Source organism: Methylobacterium jeotgali (genome assembly GCF_022179345.1).
GTDB lineage: Bacteria > Pseudomonadota > Alphaproteobacteria > Rhizobiales > Beijerinckiaceae > Methylobacterium > Methylobacterium jeotgali.
The window spans coordinates 7501-29221 of the sequence record NZ_BPQR01000023.1 but is presented as its reverse complement, the minus strand read 5'-3'; the positions used below and the strand labels follow the sequence as shown (position 1 = coordinate 29221).

General features: G+C 70.8%; 19 protein-coding genes (1 of these 19 cut by a window edge). 12 read left to right on the top strand and 7 right to left on the bottom strand.

All coding sequences use genetic code 11. The features are described from left to right. Positions 1–501 (bottom strand): DUF1972 domain-containing protein (locus MFF04_RS07440; RefSeq protein ID WP_238274791.1); only part of this gene is annotated, 501 nt, incomplete at its 3' end. 169 nt (positions 502–670) lie between these two features. Here MFF04_RS07440 and MFF04_RS07435 point away from each other — a divergent pair. Next, the gene (locus MFF04_RS07435; RefSeq protein WP_238274790.1) at positions 671–1825 is read left to right on the top strand and encodes a glycosyltransferase; all 1155 of its coding nucleotides are present in this window, start codon (positions 671–673) and stop codon (positions 1823–1825) included. Between the two features lie 17 nt (positions 1826–1842). Here MFF04_RS07435 and MFF04_RS07430 read toward each other — a convergent pair whose 3' ends face one another. After that, the gene (locus MFF04_RS07430; RefSeq protein ID WP_238274789.1) at positions 1843–3141 is read right to left on the bottom strand and encodes a polysaccharide biosynthesis protein; all 1299 of its coding nucleotides are present in this window, start codon (positions 3139–3141) and stop codon (positions 1843–1845) included. A gap of 324 nt (positions 3142–3465) precedes the next feature. Here MFF04_RS07430 and MFF04_RS07425 point away from each other — a divergent pair, with 324 nt between their 5' ends. Together MFF04_RS07425 and MFF04_RS07420 are read left to right on the top strand one after the other, a co-directional pair. Then, positions 3466–4293, top strand: a complete 828-nt coding sequence (locus MFF04_RS07425) for an acyl-CoA acyltransferase (RefSeq protein ID WP_238274788.1) — start codon at positions 3466–3468, stop codon at positions 4291–4293. Between the two features lie 73 nt (positions 4294–4366). Next, the gene (locus tag MFF04_RS07420; RefSeq protein ID WP_238274787.1) at positions 4367–5194 is read left to right on the top strand and encodes an ABC transporter permease; all 828 of its coding nucleotides are present in this window, start codon (positions 4367–4369) and stop codon (positions 5192–5194) included. Positions 5195–5207: 13 nt separating this feature from the next. Here MFF04_RS07420 and ypfJ read toward each other — a convergent pair whose 3' ends face one another. Then, positions 5208–6110 (bottom strand): KPN_02809 family neutral zinc metallopeptidase, encoded by a 903-nt coding sequence (ypfJ, locus tag MFF04_RS07415; protein ID WP_238274786.1) that lies wholly within the window; start codon positions 6108–6110, stop codon positions 5208–5210. Positions 6111–6198: 88 nt separating this feature from the next. Continuing rightward, positions 6199–7047: a uracil-DNA glycosylase gene (locus MFF04_RS07410; protein WP_238274785.1), complete on the bottom strand. Its 849-nt coding sequence runs from the start codon at positions 7045–7047 to the stop codon at positions 6199–6201. 186 nt (positions 7048–7233) lie between these two features. Between MFF04_RS07410 and MFF04_RS07405 the strand changes: the two genes are divergently transcribed. Both MFF04_RS07405 and MFF04_RS07400 read left to right on the top strand, forming a co-directional pair. Further along, the gene (locus MFF04_RS07405) at positions 7234–8907 is read left to right on the top strand and encodes an electron transfer flavoprotein-ubiquinone oxidoreductase (protein ID WP_238274784.1); all 1674 of its coding nucleotides are present in this window, start codon (positions 7234–7236) and stop codon (positions 8905–8907) included. A gap of 131 nt (positions 8908–9038) precedes the next feature. Continuing rightward, the gene (locus MFF04_RS07400; protein ID WP_373319983.1) at positions 9039–10922 is read left to right on the top strand and encodes a tetratricopeptide repeat protein; all 1884 of its coding nucleotides are present in this window, start codon (positions 9039–9041) and stop codon (positions 10920–10922) included. Positions 10923–10937: 15 nt separating this feature from the next. Here MFF04_RS07400 and MFF04_RS07395 read toward each other — a convergent pair whose 3' ends face one another. Beyond that, positions 10938–12617 carry a methyl-accepting chemotaxis protein gene (locus tag MFF04_RS07395; protein ID WP_238274783.1) on the bottom strand — a complete coding sequence of 560 codons (1680 nt, stop codon included), beginning with the start codon at positions 12615–12617 and terminating at the stop codon, positions 10938–10940. Between the two features lie 314 nt (positions 12618–12931). On the opposite strand from MFF04_RS07395, the gene MFF04_RS07390 reads away from it, so the two are divergent. Continuing rightward, positions 12932–13807 carry a 4-(cytidine 5'-diphospho)-2-C-methyl-D-erythritol kinase gene (locus MFF04_RS07390; protein ID WP_238274782.1) on the top strand — a complete coding sequence of 292 codons (876 nt, stop codon included), beginning with the start codon at positions 12932–12934 and terminating at the stop codon, positions 13805–13807. A gap of 9 nt (positions 13808–13816) precedes the next feature. Here MFF04_RS07390 and MFF04_RS07385 read toward each other — a convergent pair whose 3' ends face one another. After that, a complete protein-coding gene (locus MFF04_RS07385; RefSeq protein ID WP_238274781.1) occupies positions 13817–14836 on the bottom strand; it encodes a polyprenyl synthetase family protein in 1020 nt (339 codons plus the stop codon). A gap of 164 nt (positions 14837–15000) precedes the next feature. Here MFF04_RS07385 and MFF04_RS07380 point away from each other — a divergent pair, with 164 nt between their 5' ends. From MFF04_RS07380 to MFF04_RS07370, 3 genes are read left to right on the top strand one after another with little or no spacing between them, the layout of a single operon-like run. After that, complete coding sequence (locus MFF04_RS07380) at positions 15001–15225, top strand: putative signal transducing protein (protein WP_238274780.1); 225 nt, start codon at positions 15001–15003, stop codon at positions 15223–15225. After that, a complete protein-coding gene (locus MFF04_RS07375; protein ID WP_238274779.1) occupies positions 15218–15982 on the top strand; it encodes a tRNA1(Val) (adenine(37)-N6)-methyltransferase in 765 nt (254 codons plus the stop codon). Before MFF04_RS07380 ends, MFF04_RS07375 begins: the two co-directional genes overlap by 8 nt. Positions 15983–16031: 49 nt before the next feature. Beyond that, positions 16032–16898 carry a S49 family peptidase gene (locus tag MFF04_RS07370; protein WP_238274778.1) on the top strand — a complete coding sequence of 289 codons (867 nt, stop codon included), beginning with the start codon at positions 16032–16034 and terminating at the stop codon, positions 16896–16898. A 4-nt stretch (positions 16899–16902) separates the two neighbouring features. On the opposite strand, the gene MFF04_RS07365 is transcribed toward MFF04_RS07370, so the two are convergent. Beyond that, complete coding sequence (locus tag MFF04_RS07365) at positions 16903–17139, bottom strand: hypothetical protein (protein ID WP_238274777.1); 237 nt, start codon at positions 17137–17139, stop codon at positions 16903–16905. Positions 17140–17345: 206 nt separating this feature from the next. Between MFF04_RS07365 and MFF04_RS07360 the strand changes: the two genes are divergently transcribed. The 3 genes from MFF04_RS07360 to glyS all read left to right on the top strand — a co-directional run. Beyond that, positions 17346–18284: a glycine--tRNA ligase subunit alpha gene (locus MFF04_RS07360; protein WP_238274776.1), complete on the top strand. Its 939-nt coding sequence runs from the start codon at positions 17346–17348 to the stop codon at positions 18282–18284. Positions 18285–18350: 66 nt separating this feature from the next. Beyond that, the gene (locus MFF04_RS07355; protein ID WP_238274775.1) at positions 18351–20261 is read left to right on the top strand and encodes a PhoX family protein; all 1911 of its coding nucleotides are present in this window, start codon (positions 18351–18353) and stop codon (positions 20259–20261) included. A gap of 50 nt (positions 20262–20311) precedes the next feature. Then, positions 20312–21721: the 5' portion of a glycine--tRNA ligase subunit beta gene (gene glyS, locus MFF04_RS07350; RefSeq protein ID WP_238274774.1), read on the top strand. The gene runs 825 nt beyond the window's last position; the window shows 1410 of its 2235 coding nt (coding positions 1–1410); it begins with the start codon at positions 20312–20314; the stop codon falls past the right edge of the window.

The window sequence follows — 21721 nt, the reverse complement described above, 5'->3', positions numbered from 1 at the left end:
CGTCGCGAGATGGTCGGCGATGATCGGATGGTCGGCCACGAGCCGGTTCGAGGCCCAGGCGGCGATCCACTCGTTGACCCAGAACCAGGCGCGCACCGGCATCGACCATTTCGGCCGCTTCCACTCGATGCCGTCCATGTTGGTGAGGATCGGCCTTCCGGCGAGGCGCAGCCAGGGCAGGAAGGCGCCGCCATTGTAGCCGAGCACCAGGCACACGGCCTTGGAGCGGGCGGCGTGGCGCACGCAGAGCCAGTCGAACTCCAGCGTCGAGACCGGGCCGCGGTCGACGACCTCGACGTCGATCAGCTCGATTCCGTTCCAGCGCCGGGTGCCGAAGCGGGTGCCGACCCGCTCCACGTCCTTCTGGCAGTAGACGCCGACCTGCCAGCCGCGCGCTACGAGGAACAGCGCGAGCTTCTCCGCGAAGGTCTCGAAGCCGCCATGGGCGGCGGGAATCCCGCGCGTGCCGAGGATGAGGATCGAAGCGGGCGCGTCGGACAAGGCTGGCGTTCCGGTCTGAGGGCCCCCAATAGGACTCGCGAGACCTTACGAGACCTTCAATCCGATCCGTTCGAGCTCCGCGAAGCCTGGGAAATCGCACGGCAGGCTTAGCGGGCGCTTCACGTTTGCCGCGTAGACCGGGGCGACAGCCGGGGCCGGGATGGGGTTCATGCAGCGCATCACCTGCGTCCACCAGGGATGGGAGCTCTACGGCTCGGACCGCGCCTTCTGCGAATCCGTCCGCGTGATCCGCCGGGCCTGCCCGGACGCCTTCATCGAGGTGGTGCTGCCGCAGGAAGGGCCGATCGTCGGCGAGCTCGAAGGGATCGCTTCCCGCATCGTCTACGAGCCGCTCTGGATCCTGCGCCGCCGTGAGCTTCCGCGGCTGGCGACGATCGGGATGCTGCGCCTGCCGGTCGCCGTGCTGCGGGCCGCCCGGCGCATCCGGTCGAGCGACCTCACCTACGTCAACACCACAGTCGTCGCCGACTATCAGATCGCCGCCCGCCTCTGTCCGAAGCGGACCGTGCTGCACGTCCACGAGATTCCCGAGGGCGCGACCCGCACCGTGCTCAACGCGCTGATCCGCTGGAGCGGCGCGCGGATCATCTTCAACTCGAACGCCACCGCCCGCTCCTACGCGCTGCGGCCGGGGCAGCCGTGGCGGGTCGTCTATAACGGGATCGCAGGGCCGGAGCAGCCGAACCCGCCGCGGTACGACGGGAGCCGCCCCTTGCGCCTGCTGATGCTCGGCCGGATCAGCCGCATCAAGGGCCAGGAGGTGCTGGTCGAGGCGGTGCGGCGCCTGCCGGAGGCGGTGCGCCGGCGGGTCGAGCTGCGGATCGTCGGCAGCGCCTTCGAGGACGAGGCCCGCGAGCGGGCGCTCGCCGAGCAGATCGCGGACGGCGGGTTCGAGGGCCGGGTGATGCTCTCGCCCTTCGTGCGCGACCCCTCCCCGCTCTATCGCTGGGCCGATGTCGTCGTCGTGCCCTCGCAGCGGCCGGAATCCCTCGGACGCGTCGCCATCGAGGCGATGTCCTACGGCATCCCGCCCGTGGTCTCGCGGATCGGCGGCCTCACCGAGACCGTCGAGGACGGGCGCAGCGGCTGGGTGGTGGAGCCCGGCGACGCCGACAGCCTGTCGGCCACGCTCGCACGCATCGTCGCGGAGCCGGAGGCGTGGCGGAGCTATCCCGCCGCCGCCCACGCCCGCTACGAGAGCGTGTTCTCCGAGGCCGCCGCCGCCGAGGGCATCGGCGCCGTGCTTCGCGAGGCGGGCCTCGCCTGCGTCACCGAGTCCCCTTCCGCCGGGGCGCGAGCCTAGCGCCTCGTCAGGCAAGCCTACGAGCGGGCGGGCAGTCCCGCGACGAAGGCGTCGGAGGTGTCGCTCGCCGGATCGTCGCCCCGCGAGCGGCGCCCGAAGCAGCGCCAGCACCAGAGCGCCGTCGCCGCTTCCGAGGCCAGCAGGCCGGCGAGCGCCCAGGGCGGCGAGACCGTGAGCAGCACCGGTACCATCACCACGAAGCCGATCACCGCGGCGACCGTCGCGCCGTAGGCGATGTCGCGGAAGGCGGCGGCGGCTTCGAGGAAGGCGCGCGGGATCGCGTAGAGCAGCGAGACCGTCACCACGCTCCAGACGCCGAGCCCGATCAGCTCCATCGGCTCGTGCAGGAAGCGGCCCTTGAAGAGGTGGTGCTCGATGATCGGCAGGCCCACCCACATCGCCGCCCCGTAGACGAGGCATCCGGCGGCGATGATCGCCGTGCTGCGGGTGACGAGGCGGCGGGCCGGCTCGAGGCGGTTTCCGGCGAGGAGACCGGTGATCTCGGGCAGGACCATGTTGGTCAGGGCGTTCGTCGGAATGCGCAGCGGCGCGAAGAGCACGAGCGTCGCCGCGATGGGCGCGTAGGCGGCCGGCCCCGCGATCAGGGCGAAGAGGAGCGTCAGCCCCTGCCCCTGGATGTTCGTCGAGGTGATGCCGACGAGCGACCAGACGAGCGTCGGCCAGATCGCGGCGTAGCGCCGGCGCAGGCTCGGGCGGAAGCGCAGGCGGACGGGCTGGCGCAGGGCCGCGTAGGCCACGGCGATGCCGGTGGCATGCGCCAACGCGAGCGCGATGAAGGCGTGATCGAGAAGGAGCGTGCCGTCTCCGTGAAGGAGCAGCGCGCCGAAGAGCGTGCCAGAGCCGGCATAGGCGATGTCGCTGAAGCCGGCGATCCGCGAGGCCGCCCGCGCGAGGAGCACGATCCGGAGATACGCGCGGAACGTGTAGAGCGCGACGAAGGCGCCGCCGGTGAGGGCGCCGAGCCCGAGCGTCGGGAGAAGCCCCAGCGTGACGATCCCGCCAAGCCCCAATGCGACCAGGGTCGCGGCGGCCCCGAAGGTGACGTCGTGGCCGCGCTCGGCCAGCCTGCCGAGGCTCCGGGCGAGGAACAGCGTCGCCGGCACCGCGACGAGGGAGCGGATATAGGTGATGCCGATTCCGCCCACCGTGAAGACGATGGCGAAAAGCCCGTAATCGTAGGCGACGAGCGAGCGCACCAGCGCGATGTTCACGCCGAAATGGAACAGGCTCTGGACCAGCTCGCCGGAGAGGATCACGGCGAACTTGGCCGAGAGGCCGCGAAGGCGAAGCCTCATGACAGGTCTCCGAAGCGGTCCGCGAGGCCGATACCGTGGGGTTGCGAGCGGATCATGAGCGTCTCTGTCCCGCCCCGACACAGCCGGGGGGATGCTCGGAGACCATGTGCAAGGCCCAAGCCTGAGCGCATCTTCTTAAGAGCCGGTGCCTAGCGCTTTGGCGCGCGGTTTGCGCTGACCGCTGGACGAGGGCCAGCCGTGGTGTCGCGGTGTGCCGGAACGTCCTGAAAGGGCACACGCGTGGACAGCGTCAGCTCCGTTGCAACGCCGGCGACGCCGGCCCGCCCCATCCCCACTCCGGTGCGGCGCGTCCGATGCCGGCGCATGACGGAGATGGACCGCGAGCCGCTCAGCCGCCTCCTCGCGAAGGGCTTCCCCGCGAAGGACGCCGAGGCTTGGTCCGGCATCCTGTCCCTGCTGCTGCGGCTGGCGGACGAGAACGGCCTACCGGCGCCGGGCTTCGTCCTCGATGCCGAAGGCACGCTCGTCGGCACGCTGCTGACCATCCTGAAGCCTCGCGAGCGCGGCCCGGCGCAGTGCAACCTGTCGAGCTGGTACGTCGAGCCCGATTATCGCAGCTACGCGCCGCTCCTCGTGGCGGCCGCGACCCGCGACAAGGGTATGAGCTACGTCAACGTGTCCTCGCAGCGCCATACCCGGCCGACGATCGAGGCCCAGGGCTTCCGGCGTTACGCCGACGGCCTGCACATCTGTTTCCCGTTGCTGGCACTCGGGGCCGCCGACGGCATGATCGTGGAGGGCATCGAGGCGCCGGAAGGTGCCGCGGTCGACGACCTCGATCGGGCCGTGATGCGGGATCACCGCGACCTCGACCTGCTGGCGCTGTGGTGCGTGTCGGACGGGTGCGCCTATCCGTTCCTGTTCCTGCCCCGGCGGATCACCCGGCTGAACGTCCCGGTCGCGCATCTCGCCTTCTGCCGGGACGTAGCGGATGCGGCCCGCTTCGCGAGGCCCCTCGGACGCTTCCTGGCGCGCCGGGGCTACCCTGCGCTTCTGGTCGACGCGAACGGCCCGATCCCGGGGCTGCCGGGCCGCTTCTTCCCGGACCGGATGCCGAAATATGCCCGCGGCCCCGTCATGCCTCGGATCGGCGACCTGTCCTACACGGAAGCCGCCTTCTTCGGCGCGTAAGGTCGTCCGGACGCGTCTTCACAATTCGGTCGCGATCCTCAGCGAAGCGGTTCCGGACGCGCGCGAGGATCGAATGGCCGCCGGAGCATCCCGTTTCATGCCGCCCCCGGGCAGGCAGCGGACCCTCTCGCGGCGCCGCGCGGCCATCGAATCCTATTTCCACGTCCTCCACGCGCTGATGCTGCGCGACATGCGCACGCGCTTCGGAGGCTCGCATGTCGGTTATGCCATCGTCGTCGGCTGGCCGGTGGCGCATGCCTTCATGCTGGTCGGGATCTACACCTTCCGGCACATGCCCGCCCCCATCGGCGACAGCCGGGTGCTGTTCTTCTCGACAGGCGCGATCACGGCATTGATATTTCAGTATATTTCTAGAGAGGTGATGAAAGCCGTTCTTTTGAACCGCCCACTCACCTATTATCCGCAAGTCAAGCTGATCGACGTCATCTTGGCGCGCATCATCGTGGAGATCATGACGGGATTTTTGGCGCTCTTGCTGACGATGTCGATCGTTGCCGCTTTGGGAGTGAACCCTTTTCCCGCGAACCCTGTCGTTGCGATCACTGGATACCTCGCCGCGATCCTTCTCGGAATTGCAGTCGGCGTGGTCAACGTGGGTATCGTATCGTTCTTTCCAGCTTGGCAGATCGGCTATATTCTCTTTACCCTCGTTCTATACCTGTCCAGTGGCGTGATATTCCTGCCAAACTTTATGCCACAGCAGATCTACGATATCCTGAAGTGGAATCCGGTAGTGCAAGTGGTTGAGTGGGTAAGGACAGGTTACTATCCCGAGTTGGCCGTGCAGGTGGATTATGCCTACACGATCCTCTGGTCTCTCACGGCGTTGCTACTCGGGCTGATGCTCGAGCGTTTCGTGGTCCGCAAACGCACGACCTGAGGATGAACTGATCTCAGTTCGACGCGCTCCGGAAGGTGTCGCAGGAGCGGGTCTGGCCGCTGCGGAAGCCGGTCATGAACCAGCGCACCCGCTGCTCCGAGGAGCCGTGGGTGAAGGAATCGGGCACGACGTAGCCCTGGCTCTGCTGCTGGAGCTTGTCGTCGCCGATGGCCTCGGCGGCCTTGATGGCCTCCTGGACGTCGCTCTGGTCGATCGCGTTCCAGCGGTCGTTGGAGTTCTTGGCCCAGACGCCGGCGAGGCAGTCGGCCATCAGCTCGACGCGCACGGAGAGATGGTTGGCCTCGGTCTTCCCGGCGGCCTGCTGGCGGGCCTGCACCTTGCCGAGGATACCGAGCACGTCCTGCACGTGGTGGCCGACCTCGTGGGCGATGACGTAGGCGTAGGCGAAGTCGCCACGCACGTTGAACTTGCGGGCCATCTCCTGGAAGAACGACGTGTCGAGATAGACCTTCTTGTCGAGCGGGCAGTAGAACGGCCCCATCGCCGCCTGCGCCGAGCCGCAGCCGCTGCGGGTTCCGCCCGAGTAGAGCACCATCGTGGTGGGACGGTAGGACTTCCCCGTCTGGTCCGGCAGGATCTTCGTCCAGACGTCCTCCGTGTTGCCGAGGATCTTCGAGGCGAACTGCCCGGCCTGATCGGTCGGGGGCGCGCGGCGCTTCGCCTGCGTGTCCGGATCGACCCGCTCCTCGCGGGGCTGGCGGCCGCCGCTCATCTGCTCGGCGCCGCCGATCAGGATCGCGGGGTTGATGCCCGTCACCCAGCCGATGATGCACAGGATGACGATGGTGCCGATGCCGAGGCCGCCGGCGCCGCCGCCGGGGAAGCCCATGCCGCCACCGCCCTCGCCGCGCCGGTCCTCGATGTTGTCGGACCCACGAAAATCTTCCCAGCGCATCGGTCCCGGTCCTGTCTTCGCCGTCTCGTCGCGGCACCTTGTAATGGCCGCGCTCGCGCCGCGGTTCCACCCCGAGCGTTAGACCGGGTCAGGCCGCGCCGTCGAGGGCCGCGCGCAGCAGCCTGAAGTCCCGCCAGGCGAGGCGCTTCTGGAGCGGCTGGCGCAGCAGGTAGGCCGGGTGGAGCGTCGCGAGGACGCGGAACTCCCGGCCCGCGACCTGCGCCTTGTGGAAGCGGCCGCGCATCTTCAGGATCCCGTCCTTGGTGCCGGTGAGCGCCTGGGTCGCCGGACTGCCGAGGCAGACGATCAGCTTCGGATCGACCAGGGCGATCTGGCGCTCCAGGAACGGCCGGCAGATCGCGGCCTCCTGCGGGGTCGGGGTGCGGTTACCCGGCGGGCGCCAGGGCACGATGTTGGCGATGTAGGCGCCCGTGCGGTCGAGGCCGATCGTCGCCATCATCCGGTCGAGGAGCTGGCCGGAGCGGCCCATGAACGGCTTGCCGACTCGGTCCTCGTCGGCGCCCGGCGCCTCGCCGATAAACATCACCGGCGCCGCCGGATCGCCGTCCGAGAAGGCGAGGTTCTTGGCGGTGAAGCGTAGCGGGCAGCCGTCGAAGGCGCGCAGCAGCGCCTCGAGCTCCTCCAGGGACTTCGCTTCCGACGCCTGGGCACGGGCGGAGCCGGCGGCGGCATCCGGCGGCGCGGCCGCCGACCCTCCGTAGGTGGGCGTGCGCGTTGCCGGCTTCTCGGGCTCGCCCCTCTCGATCGGCGGACGTGCCGCCAGCCGGGCGACGGGTTTCACCTCGGGCGCGACCGCGGCGTCGGGCCCCGAGAAGCGGTCGTGCGGCCGCTCGTCGAGCGCGATGTCGACCCCGGCTTCCTCGTGGAAGTCGAGATAGGCGATGAGATCGCGCTGCTTGTCCGTATCCATCATCATGCGTGCAATCTGTTGCCGCGGCGATCTGTGGACAACCGATCGTCCGGGGCCGAAGTGCCAACTACGACCGTGGGTTCCGATGCCTCGGCTTGCGTTCCCACCTTGGAACGGGTTGAGACAGTTCGGAAGGGGTCGAACGACGCCGGGCTCGACAGGATCGGGTGGGCGATCGCGGGAGGATGATGGATGGCGCTGCCCGAACGCGAGGGGATGGACTTCGACGTGGTGATCGTCGGGGCGGGTCCGGCGGGATTGGCCGCCGCCATCCGGCTCAAGCAGCTCTCGGCCGAGGCGGGCGAGGAGATCAGCGTCGTCGTCGTCGAGAAGGGCTCTGAGGTCGGCGCCCACATCTTGTCGGGCGCGGTGGTCGATCCGGGCGGCCTCGATGCGCTGATGCCGGAATGGCGCGACGATCCGGAGCGGCCCCTCAGGACCGAGGTCACGCACGACCAGTTCATGTTCCTCACGAAGAACAGCGGCGTCACCATGCCGAACGTGTTCTTCCCCAAGCTGATGTCGAACCACGGCAACTTCGTCGGCTCGCTCTCGAACGTGGCGAAGTATCTCGGCGCCAAGGCCGAAGCGCTCGGCGTCGAGATCTATCCCGGCTTCCCGGCCTCCGAGGTGCTCTACGACGAGCAGGGCGTCGTCACCGGCATCGCCACCGGCGATCTCGGCATCGGCCGTTCCGGCGAGCCCCGCGAGGACTACACCCGCGGCATGGAGCTGCGGGCAAAATACACAGTCTTCGGCGAGGGCGCCCGCGGCTCGCTCACCAAGACGCTCGTCGACCGCTTCAAGCTCAACGCAGGCCGCGACCATCAGAAGTACGGCCTCGGCGTCAAGGAGCTGTGGCAGCTCGCGCCGGACCGGTTCGAGCCGGGGCTTGTGCGGCACACCATGGGCTGGCCGCTGCCGAACCGGGCCGGCGGCGGCTCCTGGCTCTACCATTTCGACGACCACCTGCTCTCGGTCGGCTTCGTCACGCACCTGAACTACGAGAACCCGACCCTGTCGCCGTTCGAGGAGTTCCAGCGCTTCAAGACCCATCCGATGATCGCGGAGACCTTCGAGGGGGCCAAGCGCATCGGCTACGGCGCCCGCGCCATCATGGAGGGCGGCTGGCAGTCGGTGCCGAAGCTCGTCTTCCCCGGCGGCTGCCTCGTCGGCGACTCGGCGGGCTTCGTGAACGTGCCGCGCATCAAGGGCTCCCACAACGCGATCCGCTCCGGGATGCAGGCGGCCGAGGCCATCGCCGCAGCGCTGCGTGCCGGGCGCAGCGGCGACGAGCTGTCGGATTACGAGAACGGCTGGCGCGGCAGCGAGATCGGGCAGGATCTCAAGCGGGTCCGCAACGTCAAGCCGCTGTGGTCGCGCTACGGCACGCTGGTCGGCGTCGGCCTCGGCGGGCTCGACATGTGGGCGACGACGATCCTCGACGCCTCTCCTTTCGGGACGCTCAGCCACGGCAAGCCGGATCACGCCTGCCTCAAGCCGCTCTCGGAGGTGACGCCGATCGCCTACCCGAAGCCCGACGGCAAGCTGACCTTCGACCGGCTCTCCTCGGTCTACCTCTCGAACACCAACCACGAGGAGGACCAGCCGCCGCACCTCCAGGTGAAGGACCCGGAGCTGCAGAAGCGCTCCGAGCACGACGTGTTCGGCGGCCCCTCGGCCCGCTACTGCCCGGCCGGCGTCTACGAGTGGGTGGAGGACGCCTCCGCCTCGGACGGGGTCCGCTACCAGATCAACGCGCAGAACTGCGTCCACTGCAAGACCTGCGACATCAAGGATCCGAACCAGAACATCAACTGGGTGACGCCCGAGGGGCCGGGCGGACCGAACTACCCGAACATGTGACGGCGGCGCCTCCCCGCACGGCGAAGGCGTCATGCTTTCGCCTTGCGGGCGTGGCCCGAACAGGTACTGTCCGCGCCCGATCCGGCCCGGGCCCGCCCCGGCGCGGCCCGGCAGTGCAGGAGCCGTCCCTGGTGCCCATCGAAGCGAAAGCCCGCCTCGGCCGTTCCGGCCTGAAGGCAACCCTGGCCTCGACGCTGGCCCTGACCCTGCTGATCGGGCCGGCGGCGGCGATGCAGCCGCAGGAGTCGACGCCGGTCAGCGACTACGAGCCGGCGGAGTCCCTCGAAGGCAACTTCCTCTCCGCCTACATCGCCGGCGCCTCCCGCGATACCGCCGCCGCCGCGACCTTCTACAAGGAGGCGGTCAAGGGCGACCCGCGCAATCCCGAGCTTCTCGAGCGGGCCTTCGTCTCGCTGCTGGCCGACGGGGCGCTCCCCGACGCCTTCCGGGTGGCCGAGCGCGTCGCCTCCCGCGACGGGGCCAACGGGCTCGCACAGCTCACCCTCGGCGTGCGCCAGATGAAGGCCGGCCAGTGGGCCGCCGCCCGCGGGAACTTCGCCAAGAGCGGCCGGGGCGCCGCCGCCGACCTCACCGGCACGCTCCTCACCGCCTGGGCCTTCGCCGGTGCCGGCGACGGCAAGCGCGCCCTGGAGACGATCTCGCGCCTGCGGGGCGAGCGCTACTACAACACCTTCCGCGACTACCATGCCGGCCTCATCGCCAGCGTGGTCGGCGACCAGGCCGAGGCCGAGCGCCGCCTGAAGGCCGCCTACGAGGCCGACCGCAACACGCTTCGCATCGTCGACGCCTACGCCCGCTTCGAGGCCCAGGCCGGCCGCACGGACCTCGCCATCCAGGCCTACAGCGACTTCGACGCCCTGCTCCCGCGCCATCCCGTGGTGCGCGACGCCCTCGACAAGCTGAAGGCCGGCAAGCCGCTCGGCCGCCTCGTCAACACCGCCCAGGAGGGCGCGGCCGAGGTGCTCTACGGGCTCGGTTCGGCGGGCTCGACGCAGGGCGACGAGCTGCCGGCGGTGGTCTACCTGCGGCTCGCCCTCTACCTCGCGCCCGAGCACGCGCTGAGCCGCCTGACGCTCGCCGACACCCTCGACCGGATGAAGCAGACCGAGCGGGCGAACGAGGCCTACGCGCTGATCCCGGCGAACTCGCCCCTGAAGCTCAACGCCGACATCCAGATCGGCCTCAACCTCGAGCAGATGGGCAAGGGCGAGGAGGCGCTGAAGCACCTCGACGCCGCCATGAAGGCGCATCCGGACGACATCGACGTCGTCACCGCGCTCGGCAACGTCCAGCGCTCGCGCAAGAAGTACGAGGAGGCCGCCGAGACCTACTCGAAGGCCATCGCGCTGATCGGCGACCGGCCGCAGGCGAACTACTGGACGACCTACTACTTCCGCGGCACCGCCTACGAGCGGGCCAAGCAGTGGGACAAGGCGGAGGCCGACCTCAAGAAGGCCCTGGAGCTGGTGCCGGCGAGCCAGCCGGGCGCCCGGGCGCAGGTGCTGAACTATCTGGCCTATTCCTGGGTCGATCAGAACATGCACATCGACGAGGCCTTCGCCATGCTCAAGCAGGCGGTGGACGCGAGCCCCCGCGACGGCATGATCATCGACAGCCTCGGCTGGGCCTACTACCGCCTCGGCCGCTGGGACGACGCGGTGCGCGAGCTGGAGAAGGCGATCGAGCTGAAGCCCGGCGACCCGACCATCAACGACCATCTCGGCGACGCCTACTGGCGGGCCGGCCGGCGCCTCGAGGGCAAGTTCCAGTGGCAGCATGCCAAGGACCTGAACCCCGAGCCGGAGGAGCTCGCCAAGATCAACGACAAGCTCGCCAACGGCCTGCCCGAGGTCGAGAAGCCGACCGCCACCGCCGAGAACCCGCCGGCCCCCGTCGCCGCGCCCCACAACGCCCAGAACCCGGAGCTGCCGAAGGGCGCGCCCGCCCCGAACGAGCCCCCCGGCGCCGCCGACAAGAAGAAGACCGGCGGCTGAGCCGCGGGTCGGCGGTCACGCCGCCTTGATACGGCCGACGAAGGTCTCGATGGCCGTCTGCAGGGCGCGGGTGCTGGTCTCGACATCGCCGGCGCCCGCCCGCATCTGAGCGGCCCTCGCCTCGTTCGAGGCGATGGTCTCGCGCACCTGCGCGACGTTCTCGGAGACTGTCCGCGCATCCGCCGCCGCCCCGGTGATGGCGCGGGCGATCTCCTCGCTCGCCTGCTGCTGCCGGTCGGCGGCGGCGACCATGCCGGAGGCCATTTCGTTCATCTGGGCGATCGTGCCGCCGATGCTGCGGATGGCGCCCGCGGTCTCGTCCGTCGCGTCCCGGATCGCCTCGACGCGCGACGCGATGCGGCCGGTGGCCGAGGCGGTCTGCGCGGCAAGCTCTTTCACCTCGCTCGCGACCACGCCGAAGCCTCGGCCCGCCGCCCCCGCCCGCGCCGCCTCGATCGTCGCGTTCAGGGCGAGAAGGTTCGTCTGCTCGGCGATGGCGCGGATCAGGGTCACGACGGTGCCGATCTCGGAGGCCGCCCGCGCCAGACCGTCGACCGACCCCTGCAGCGTCTCGGTGCGATCGAGCGCGACGGCCGCGAAGGCGCTCGTGTCCCGCGCATGCGTTTCGATCTGCTGCGAGGTCGCCGACAGCGCCTCGGCCGCGTCGGCGATCCCGCCGACCGTTCGCGCGGACTGGCCGGAGGCCGCTGCCACGGCGTTGGCCTGCATCGTCGTCGTCGTGGCGGTCGAGGAAAGGGCATCGGCGGCGCTGCGCATCCCTTCCGCGGACCGGATCAGGGACTCGACGGCGTCATGCGTGTCCCGATCGAAATCGCCGGAGGCCCCCGCGACCGCGGAGGACCGCGCCAGCTCGATCCGGGCGCGCTCCCGGTCGGCGGCGTCGAGCTGGCGCTTGTCGATCAGCGCCCTCTGCACCGACGCGATGGCACGGGCCATGTCGCCGACCTCGTCGCGCCTGCGGACGAAGGGGACGCTCTCGTCGAGCGCGTCGGCGGCCACGGCCTGGAGCGAGCGCTTGAGCTGCGTCAGCGGCCGCTGGATCTGGGTCGTCACGATCCAGAACGCGGCGAGGAGGCCGAGGCCGAGCGCCGCCGCGGGCCCGACCGTCAGGGTCCACATCGCCGTCTTCCGGGCCGCATCCGCCTCGAGGCGCTCGTTCCGGAGACGGGCCATGACCTCCCGGCCGATGGCGTTGATCTCGACGACCATGCGCTCGCGATTGCGCACGGTCGCCTCGTCGGTCGCCTGGATCAGCGCGGCCTTCGGGGAGATCGTCTGTCCGAGCTCGGCCGTATCGGACTGGTAGGCGACGAACTCCTTTACGGCGAGATCGAGCCGACGGCGACGATCGGCCGGGATCTGCGCCTCGACCGCGGCCAGGAAGGCGGGGCGGGCGCCGTCGATCTCGCCGAGCGCGGCCGCGAGGGCTGCGAAGCGCGTCTTCGCCTCGTCGGTGTCGGAAGCCGTGTAGACCGCGGTCGCCTGGACGACCGCGTGCTCGATGGACTGTGCCAGGGTCAGGGCCTTCAGGCCCGCGTCCCAGGCTCTTTCGATCGCTTCCTGCCGGTGCCGCTCCTCGCCGGCCTGCCGCAGGGCGAAGGCCGAGATGCCGATCGCGACGAGGCTGAGAAGCGCCACGATGACACCGAGCTTGTGGCCAAGGCTGATCCGCATCTCTCGAACCGTAAATGCCATCCTCGAACAGCGATCCGATACGCATCGACCGATTGACGAGCGATTAATGCCTTCGATTTTCACGGATTGCAGAGAAGAGTTCTTGATTTTTACATTATCATGACGCTGAAGTAACGTTCATATGAGCCGGCAATATACAAAGACGGCAGAACTTTATCTCTCGATGGCATCTCGCAGGCTCGGTGAAGCGACGAGAATCGTCGTGCGGCAGGAAACCGCCGCGCCGCCGCGGCTTGCCCGTGCCGGAGCCTGCGCTTAAGGGCGAGACCTCGCCCTCTGTCCAAAGACGTCCAGTGCCCGTCCTCACCGACCGCGCGCCCGCCAAGATCAACCTGACGCTGCACGTTCTCGGCCGGCGGGCGGGCGACGGCTACCACGAGCTCGAGAGCCTCGTGGCCTTCGCCGGGACCGCCGACGCGCTGACGCTGGAGCCGGACGGCGACCTCGCTCTCGCCGTCTCGGGCCCGACCGCCGGCCCGGCGGGTCCGGACGCGGACAATCTGGTGATCCGGGCGGCACGGGGGCTCGCGGAGCGCGTCCCCGGCCTGAGGCTCGGGCGCTTCCACCTCGTCAAGCGCCTGCCGGTGGCGGCGGGCATCGGCGGCGGCTCGTCGGACGCCGCGGCGGCGCTGCGCCTGATCGCCCGCCTCAACGGTCTCGGCCTCGATCACCCCGTCGTCGTCGCGGCGGCGCGGGCGACGGGCGCCGACGTGCCGGTCTGCCTCGATCCGAGGGCTCGGATGATGCGCGGCGCCGGTGAGGAGATCGGGCTGCCGCTGGGTCTGGCGCCGCTGCCGGCGGTGCTCGTCAATCCCGGCGTACCGGTGCCCACGGCGCCGGTCTTCAAGGCGCTGGGGCTCTCGGTCGGCGAGCGGGTGGCGAAGGCCTCGCATCCGGAGATCGAGCCGCGCGCCCAGCGCAACGGCCTCGTCGCCGCCATCACCCCGGCCCGCAACGACCTGGAAGCGCCGGCGCTGACCGTCGCGCCGGTCATCGGCGAGGCGCTAGCCGCGCTGCGGGCCCAGCCGGGATGCCGGCTCGCGCGGATGTCGGGATCGGGCGCGACCGTCTTCGGGCTGTTCGGGCACCGCAGCCAAGCGGCGCTCGCCGCCCACGCCATCGCGCGGGCGATGCCGGGCTGGTGGGTCTCGGCGACGATGCTGCGCTGAGTGAAAGGGTCAGTGCGCCCGGGCGATGCAGAAATCGACCACCTGGAGCAGGGCCGACTTCATCCGCCCGTTCGGGAACAGGGCCAGCGCGTCGCGGGCCATGGCGCCGTAGTGGCGGGCGCGCTCCACCGTGTCCTCCAGGGCCCGGTGACGGCGCAGGATGGCGAGCGCCCGATCAAGATCGCCCTCCTCCAGCTCGCCCTTCTCAAGGGTGCGGCGCCAGAAGGCGCGCTCCTCGTCGCTGCCGCGGCGGAAGGAGAGCACGATCGGCAGGGTGATCTTGCCCTCGCGGAAATCGTCGCCGACGTTCTTGCCGAGGCTGGCGCTGGTGCCGCCGTAGTCGAGCACGTCGTCGATGAGCTGGAAGGCGATGCCGAGATTCATCCCGTAGGAGCGGCAGGCCGCCTGCTCGGCGCGGGGCCGCTCGGCGAGCACGGGACCGACCTCGCAGGCCGCCGCGAACAGCTCTGCGGTCTTGGAGCGGATCACGGCGAGGTACTCGTCCTCGCTGGTCTCGGTGTTCTTGGCAGCGGTGAGCTGCATCACCTCGCCCTCGGCGATCACCGTGGCGGCGGCCGAGAGGATGTCGAGGGCGCGCAGGCTCCCGACCTCGACCATCATCCGGAAGGCTTGGCCCAGCAGGAAGTCGCCGACGAGCACGCTCGCCTCGTTGCCCCACTTGATGCGGGCGGCGACGCGGCCCCGGCGCATGTCGCTCTCGTCCACCACGTCGTCGTGGAGGAGGGTCGCCGTGTGCATGAACTCGACGCTGGCGGCGAGCTTCACCGCACCCTCACCGGCCGCGTAGCCGCAGAGATCGGCGGTGGCGAGCGTCAGGATCGGCCGCAGGCGCTTGCCGCCCGACGCGATGAGGTGGTTGGCCACCTCTGGGATCATCGCGACGTCGGAGCCGGTGCGCGACAGGATCGTCGCGTTCACGCGCTCCATGCCGCCGCTGACGAGCGCGACGAGGTCGGCGAGGCTCGCCTCCGGGTCGGAGCGGCCCTCGATCGGAATCACGACACCCAAGGTCCGTCAGCCTCCAGACCGTATCCTGCATGCGCTCGCGCGCGGCCCCCCTTCGCACGGGCCGAGGGGCGCCGCAACACGCGCACCGTATCCGGCGAGTATGGCGCACGGCGGCGCGAAGCTGTACGCGGCGAAAGCGCTCGCGCCGGCAGCAGGCATCCTCGATGGTCGAGATCATCCGCAGCAACGACGTCGTCCTGATGAGCTTCGCGCAGTCGCTGCTGGAGGACGCGGGCGTGCCCGTGCTCCTCGCCGACACGCATATGAGCCTGATGGAAGGCTCGATCGGCGCCTTTCCCCGGCGCCTGCTGGTGCCCGACGACCATGGCGGGCAGGCTCGGCGCATTCTGACCGAGGCGGGCCTTGCCGCCGAGCTGCGCGATGGCTGAGGAGCCGGCGCCGGACGGTTTCCTCGGCGGCCTGCTCCGGCTGCGGCAGCCACCCCGGGGCGCCCACCGGGCCGGGAGCGACGCCGTGCTCCTCGCGCAGGCGATGCCGATCGAGGCCGGCGCGCGGGTCGTCGATCTCGGCGCGGGAACGGGGGCCGTCGGCCTCGCGGTCGCGGCCTTGGTGCCGGACTGCACGGTGACGCTGGTGGAGCGGGACGCCGGCTTCGCCGGGCTCGCCCGCGAGAACGCCGCGCTCAACGCGCTGACCGGGCGCGTGCGGATCGTGGAGGCCGACGTGCTCGCCCCGGCCGCGGCCCGCCGGCTGGCCGGCCTTCTACCCGAGAGCGCCGACATCCTGCTCACGAACCCGCCCTTCTTCGAGGCCGGCGCCGGCCGCCCCTCTCCGAACGCCGCCAGGCGCGCGTCGCACCACATGGAGGGCGGGGACCTCGACGGCTGGCTGCGCGCCTGCGCCGACCTGCTGCGCCCCGGCGGCCGCCTCGGGCTGATCCACAGGGCGGACGCTCTGCCGGCCTGCCTCGCCGCGCTCGGCAACCGCTTCGGCGGCGTGTGGATCAGGCCCGTCCACCCGCGGACCGGTCACCCGGCGATCCGTGTCCTGTTGACCGCCACGAAAGGCAGCCGGGCGGCGTTCGGGATGCTGCCGCCTCTCGTGCTGCACGACGAGGCCGGCCGCTTCACGCAAGAAGCCGAGGCGCTGCATCGGCCCGCCGCGCCGACACCCGCGAAAACTTAAGCGTCGCAGGTCCTTGCCGAGGGCCGGCCGAGCGCCGAGATCACCCCGCATGTCGAGCTTCGCCGCTTCCCTGCGCTCCCTCCTCCCAGGCCGCTACCGCGAGAGGCGGCCCCGCGTCGCGGTGGTGCGGCTGAGCGGCGTGATCGGCGCGGTCTCGCCCCTGCGGCCCGGCCTGTCGATCGGCACGGTGGCGGGGAGCCTGGAGCGGGCCTTCGGGATGCGCGGGCTCGTCGCGGTGGCGCTCGTCGTCAACTCGCCGGGCGGATCGCCGGCGCAGTCGCATCTCATCCACCGCCGCATCCGGGCGCTGGCGCAGGAGAAAGGCGTGCCGGTCATCGCCTTCGTGGAGGATGCGGCGGCCTCGGGCGGCTACATGATCGCTTGCGCGGCCGACGAGATCGTCGCTGACGAGACCTCCCTCGTCGGTTCGATCGGCGTGGTCTCGGCGGGGTTCGGCTTCGTGGGCCTGCTCGACAAGCTCGGGGTCGAGCGCCGAGTCCACACCCAGGGCGAGGCGAAGGCCATGCTCGACCCGTTCCGGCCGGAGGACCCGGCCGACCTGGCGCGTCTCGAGCGCATTCAACGGGACGTGCAGGAGGTCTTCTCGGGCCTCGTCGCGGAGCGCCGTCCGAAACTGAGGAGCGACGGCGAGAGCCTGTTCTCCGGCGCGGTCTGGACCGGGCGTCAGGCTCTGGCGCTCGGACTCGTCGACGCGCTCGGCGACGTGCGCTCGGTGATGCGCGCGCGCTTCGGCGAGAAGGTGGACCTTCGCATGGTAGCGGAGGCCAAGGGCTCGTTCGTCGCCCGGCTGCTGCGCCGGACCGTTCCCGGCGGCATGGGCGGCGGAGCGGGCCTCGGCGAGGATCTCGTCGCCGCGGTCAGCGAGCGCGCGGCATGGGCGCGCTACGGCCTCTGATCCGTCAGCGGCAGGCCGGCTGGCCGTAGCCCGTGTAGACGACGCGGACCTTGCGGGCGCAGGCCTCGGGCTGGGGCGCGACGGAGACGGGCGCCACCTCGACGGGGATCACCGTCACCGGAGCCGGGGCGGCCGAGGCGGAGTCCTGCGTGGCGAGGGCCTTGCCGGCGCCCATGACGAACGGCGTGGCGGCGAGGGAAACGGCGATGGCGGCGGCGAAAACAGTGATCCCGGTGCGCATGACTGGTCTTCCGTAACGTGCAACCGCTCTTCGAACGGTGCGTCACCCCTTGATTGCTTGCTAAACTTGGCCAGGGGCTAGGCAGTTCCGTGTATGTAAGGATTCGGTAACGGTTGCCGTGCGTGCCCGCACCCGGGCGGTCGCTTGACACCCGGGAGGCCGCACTTACACCCCCGCGAACCTCTCCTCCGATCCGGAAAGCCGCGATGTCGAGCCCCGTCGACCTCAGCCCCAAGACCTCGTTCCAGGGTCTGATCCTCACGCTCCAGCAGTTCTGGGCGGCGCAGGGCTGCGTGATCCTCCAGCCCTACGACATGGAGGTTGGCGCCGGGACCTTCCATCCGGCCACGACGCTCAGGGCGCTCGGCCCGAAACCCTGGAAGGCCGCCTACGTGCAGCCCTCCCGCCGGCCGAAGGACGGGCGCTACGGCGAGAACCCCAACCGGCTCCAGCACTACTACCAGTTCCAGGTCATCCTGAAGCCGAACCCGGAGAACCTTCAGGAGCTCTACCTCGCCTCGCTCGCCGCCATCGGCGTCGACCTCGGCCTCCACGACATCCGCTTCGTCGAGGACGACTGGGAGAGCCCGACGCTCGGCGCCTGGGGCCTCGGCTGGGAGTGCTGGTGCGACGGCATGGAGGTGAGCCAGTTCACCTACTTCCAGCAGGTCGCCGGCTTCGAGTGCGCGCCGGTCGCGGGCGAGCTGACCTACGGGCTCGAGCGGCTGGCCATGTACGTGCAGGGCGTCGAGAACGTCTACGACCTCAACTTCAACGGCGGCGAGGGCGCGGACCGCGTCTCCTACGGCGACGTCTTCCTCCAGGCGGAGCAGGAATACTCCCGCCACAACTTCGAGGCCGCCGACACGGCGATGCTGTTCCGCCACTTCGCCGACGCCGAGGCGGCCTGCCGCAGCTACCTCGCCGCCGGCGCGCCGGCCGAGGAAGGCGGCCGCCACCGCATGGTGCAGCCGGCCTACGACCAGTGCATCAAGGCGAGCCACGTCTTCAACCTGCTCGACGCCCGCGGCGTCATCTCCGTGACGGAGCGCCAGAGCTACATCCTGCGGGTGCGCGAGCTCGCCAAGGCCTGCGGCGGAGCCTGGCTGCTGACCGAGGCCGGAGGCGCCGCCCTCGCCGCCTGAGCCGGCGTCACCGATCCGTCACGGGAGGCTTCTAACCCCGCCGCGGGGATCGGAGAGGGGCGCGCGATGGCGGACAGGAACGGAAGCGGCTCGGGGACCGACGACACCCCGCCGACCCTCGACGAGGTGATCCGCCAGCGCTTCAGCCGGCGCGACCTGATGCGCGGCTCGCTGGCCGCCGCCCTCGCCGCCGGCCTGCCCGATGCATCGCTCGCCGAAAGCGCCACGCCGGGCGCCTTCGACTTTCCCGAGCTGCGCGCCGGCGTGGACGAGACGCTCCACGTCGCCGAGGGCTACGAGACGCAGGTGCTGCTGCGCTGGGGCGATCCGCTCTTCCCCGACGCGCCGGCCTTCGACCCGGCCGCGCAGAGCGCCGAGAGGCAGCAGCGCCAGTTCGGCTACAACAACGACTTCGTCGGCTTCGTCCCCCTCGGCGAGTCGGGGCGCGGGCTGCTCGTGGTCAACCACGAGTACACGAATCCCGAGCTGATGTTTCCCGGCCTGCCCGCGAGCGACCGGCGCAGCCTCGTCGCGGGCCTCAGCGCGGAGCAGATCGCGGTCGAGATGGCCGCGCATGGCGGCTCGGTGGTCGAGATCGCCCTGGAGGGCGGGCAATGGCGGCCGGTGCTCGGCTCGCCCTACACCCGCCGCATCACCGCCGAGACGCCGATGATCCTCACCGGCCCCGCCGCCGGCCACGAACGCCTGCGCACCGCCGCCGATCCCGAGGGCCGCAGCGTGCGCGGCATGATCAACAACTGCTCCGGCGGGGTCACCCCTTGGGGCACCTGGCTCTCGGGCGAGGAGAACTTCCACTACTACTTCCACGGCCGCCTGCCCGAAGGGCACCGCGAGGCCGAGAACGCCAAGCGCTACGGGCTCGGCACGCCGATGTACGGCTGGGGCCGCCTGCACGAGCGCTTCGACCTCGCCAGGACGCCGAACGAGCCGAACCGCTTCGGCTGGGTGGTCGAGATCGACCCGTTCGATCCCGCCTCGGTGCCGCGGAAGCGCACGGCGCTCGGCCGCTTCAAGCACGAGGGCGCGGCGGGCATCGTCGACGGCGACGGGCGCTACGTGGTCTATCTCGGCGACGACGAGCGCTACGAGCACGTCTACCGCTTCGTCAGCGACGCGAAGGCGGTGCCCGGCGACCGCGCGGCGAATGCCGACCTCCTCGATTCCGGCACGCTCAGTGTCGCCCGCTTCGACGCGGATGGGAGCGGGCGCTGGCTGCCCCTCGTCCATGGCTCGGGCGGGCTCGACGCGGCGGCCGGCTTCGCGAGCCAGGCCGACGTGCTCATCGAGACCCGCCGGGCCGCCCGGTTTCTCGGCGCCACGCGCATGGACCGTCCGGAGGACATCGAGGCGAACCCGAGGACGGGCCGCGTCTACGTCATGCTCACCAACAACACCCGCCGCACCCCCGAGGAGGAGGAGCCGGCGAACCCGCGAGCGAAGAACGCCTTCGGCCACATCGTCGAGATCGCGCCGGATAACGGCGACCATGGCGCCGAGGCCTTCCGCTGGGAGGTGCTGGTGCGCTGCGGAGACCCCGCCGTGCCCGCCACGCGGGCGCAGTTCGGCGCGGGCACCTCGGCGGATGGCTGGTTCGGCATGCCCGACAACTGCGCCTTCGACGCCCGCGGCCGCCTCTGGATCGCCACGGACGGCAACTCCCGCAAGGCGACCGGCCGTGCGGACGGTATCTGGGCGCTCGAGACTGAGGGCCCCCGGCGCGGCACCAGCCGACACTTCCTGCGCGTGCCCTCCGGTGCCGAGATGTGCGGCCCCTGCTTCACCCCCGACGACGAGACGCTGTTCGTCGCCGTCCAGCACCCCGGCGAGGGCGACGACGAGGCCGTGCCCGCGAGCTACGAGGCGCCCTCGACCCGCTGGCCGGACTTCTCTCCCACCATGCCGCCCCGCCCCTCCGTCGTCGCGGTTAGACGGAAAGGCGGCGGTCCTATCGCCTGAGCCGCAACGCCCGTCTCGACGCCGGCCCGGCGGAGAGCTATTGCCGCGCCATGCCCGACTTGCTCCTCGAACTCCGCTCGGAAGAGATCCCCGCCCGCATGCAGCGGCGTGCGGCCGACGACCTCAAGAAGCTCGTCACCGACGCGCTCGTGGAGCGCGGCTTCCTCTACGAGGGCGCCAAGGCCTTCGCCACGCCCCGCCGGCTGGCGCTGCACATCGCCGGCCTGCCCGCCCGCGGTGAGGCCGTGCGCGAGGAGCGCCGCGGTCCCCGCGTCGGCGCGCCGGAGGCGGCCGTGCAGGGCTTCCTGAAGAGCGCGGGCCTCGACAGCCTCGATCAGGCGAAGACGGTCACCGACCCGAAGAAGGGCGAGTTCTACCTCGCGGTGATCGAGCGCGAGGGCCGCCCGACCCTCGACGTGCTCGCCGAGATCCTGCCCCAGGTGATCCGTGCCTTTCCCTGGCCGAAGTCGATGCGCTGGGGCGCGGCCTCGGCGAAGCCCGGAGCGCTCCGCTGGGTGCGCCCCCTGCAATCCATCGTCGCGACCTTCGGCCCCGAGACCGAGACGCCCGATGTCGTCGCCTTCTCCGTCGACGGCATCGAGGCCGGAACCACCACCTACGGCCACCGCTTCCTGGCGCCCGGCGCCATCGAGGTGAAGCGCTTCGACGACTACATCCAGTCGCTGGAGCGCGCCAAGGTCGTGCTCGACCCCGACCGCCGCAAGGACATCATCCTGCACGACGCCCGTGACCTCGCCTTCGCGCGCGGTCTGGAGCTGGTCGAGGACGAGGGCCTGCTGGAGGAGGTCGCCGGCCTCGTGGAATGGCCCGTCGTGCTGATGGGCTCCTTCGACGAGAGCTTCCTGGACATCCCGGCCGAGGCGGTGCGCGCCACCATCCGCGCCAACCAGAAATGCTTCGTGCTCCGCCGGAGCGGCTCCGAGGCGCTGGCGCCGGCCTTCATCCTCGTCTCGAACCTCGTCGCCAGCGACGGCGGCGCGGCGATCGTCGCCGGCAACGAGCGGGTCGTGCGCGCCCGGCTCTCGGACGCAAAATTCTTCTGGGAGACCGACAAGGCCACGCGCCTCGAAGACCGTCTGCCGAAGCTCGACAGCATCGTCTTCCATGAGAAGCTCGGCACGCAGGGCGAGCGTGTCGCCCGCATCGCGGCGCTGGCGCGCGAGATCGCCCCCCTCGTCGGCGCTGATCCCGATCTCGCCGAGCGCGCCGCGCGCCTCGCCAAGGCCGACCTCGTCACCGAGATGGTCGGCGAGTTTCCCGAGCTCCAGGGCCTGATGGGCCGCAAGTACGCCGCCCTCCAGGGCGAGCACCCGAGCGTCGCGGCGGCCATCGAGGAGCACTACAAGCCGCTCGGCCCCAGCGACCGCGTGCCGACCGACCCGGTCTCCATCGCCGTGGCGCTCGCCGACAAGCTCGACACGCTGGTCGGCTTCTGGGCC

Coding starts and splice junctions, on each gene's coding strand:
- MFF04_RS07410 (WP_238274785.1), bottom strand. CDS start 7,047: ATGATGATGGATACGGACAAGCAGCGCGATCTCATCGCCTATCTCGAC.
- MFF04_RS07375 (WP_238274779.1), top strand. CDS start 15,218: ATGGCTGAGGAGCCGGCGCCGGACGGTTTCCTCGGCGGCCTGCTCCGG.
- MFF04_RS07430 (WP_238274789.1), bottom strand. CDS start 3,141: ATGAGGCTTCGCCTTCGCGGCCTCTCGGCCAAGTTCGCCGTGATCCTC.
- MFF04_RS07425 (WP_238274788.1), top strand. CDS start 3,466: ATGACGGAGATGGACCGCGAGCCGCTCAGCCGCCTCCTCGCGAAGGGC.
- ypfJ (WP_238274786.1), bottom strand. CDS start 6,110: ATGCGCTGGGAAGATTTTCGTGGGTCCGACAACATCGAGGACCGGCGC.
- MFF04_RS07355 (WP_238274775.1), top strand. CDS start 18,351: ATGGCGGACAGGAACGGAAGCGGCTCGGGGACCGACGACACCCCGCCG.
- MFF04_RS07360 (WP_238274776.1), top strand. CDS start 17,346: ATGTCGAGCCCCGTCGACCTCAGCCCCAAGACCTCGTTCCAGGGTCTG.
- MFF04_RS07365 (WP_238274777.1), bottom strand. CDS start 17,139: ATGCGCACCGGGATCACTGTTTTCGCCGCCGCCATCGCCGTTTCCCTC.
- MFF04_RS07405 (WP_238274784.1), top strand. CDS start 7,234: ATGGCGCTGCCCGAACGCGAGGGGATGGACTTCGACGTGGTGATCGTC.
- MFF04_RS07435 (WP_238274790.1), top strand. CDS start 671: ATGCAGCGCATCACCTGCGTCCACCAGGGATGGGAGCTCTACGGCTCG.
- MFF04_RS07420 (WP_238274787.1), top strand. CDS start 4,367: ATGGCCGCCGGAGCATCCCGTTTCATGCCGCCCCCGGGCAGGCAGCGG.
- MFF04_RS07380 (WP_238274780.1), top strand. CDS start 15,001: ATGGTCGAGATCATCCGCAGCAACGACGTCGTCCTGATGAGCTTCGCG.
- MFF04_RS07370 (WP_238274778.1), top strand. CDS start 16,032: ATGTCGAGCTTCGCCGCTTCCCTGCGCTCCCTCCTCCCAGGCCGCTAC.
- MFF04_RS07395 (WP_238274783.1), bottom strand. CDS start 12,617: ATGCGGATCAGCCTTGGCCACAAGCTCGGTGTCATCGTGGCGCTTCTC.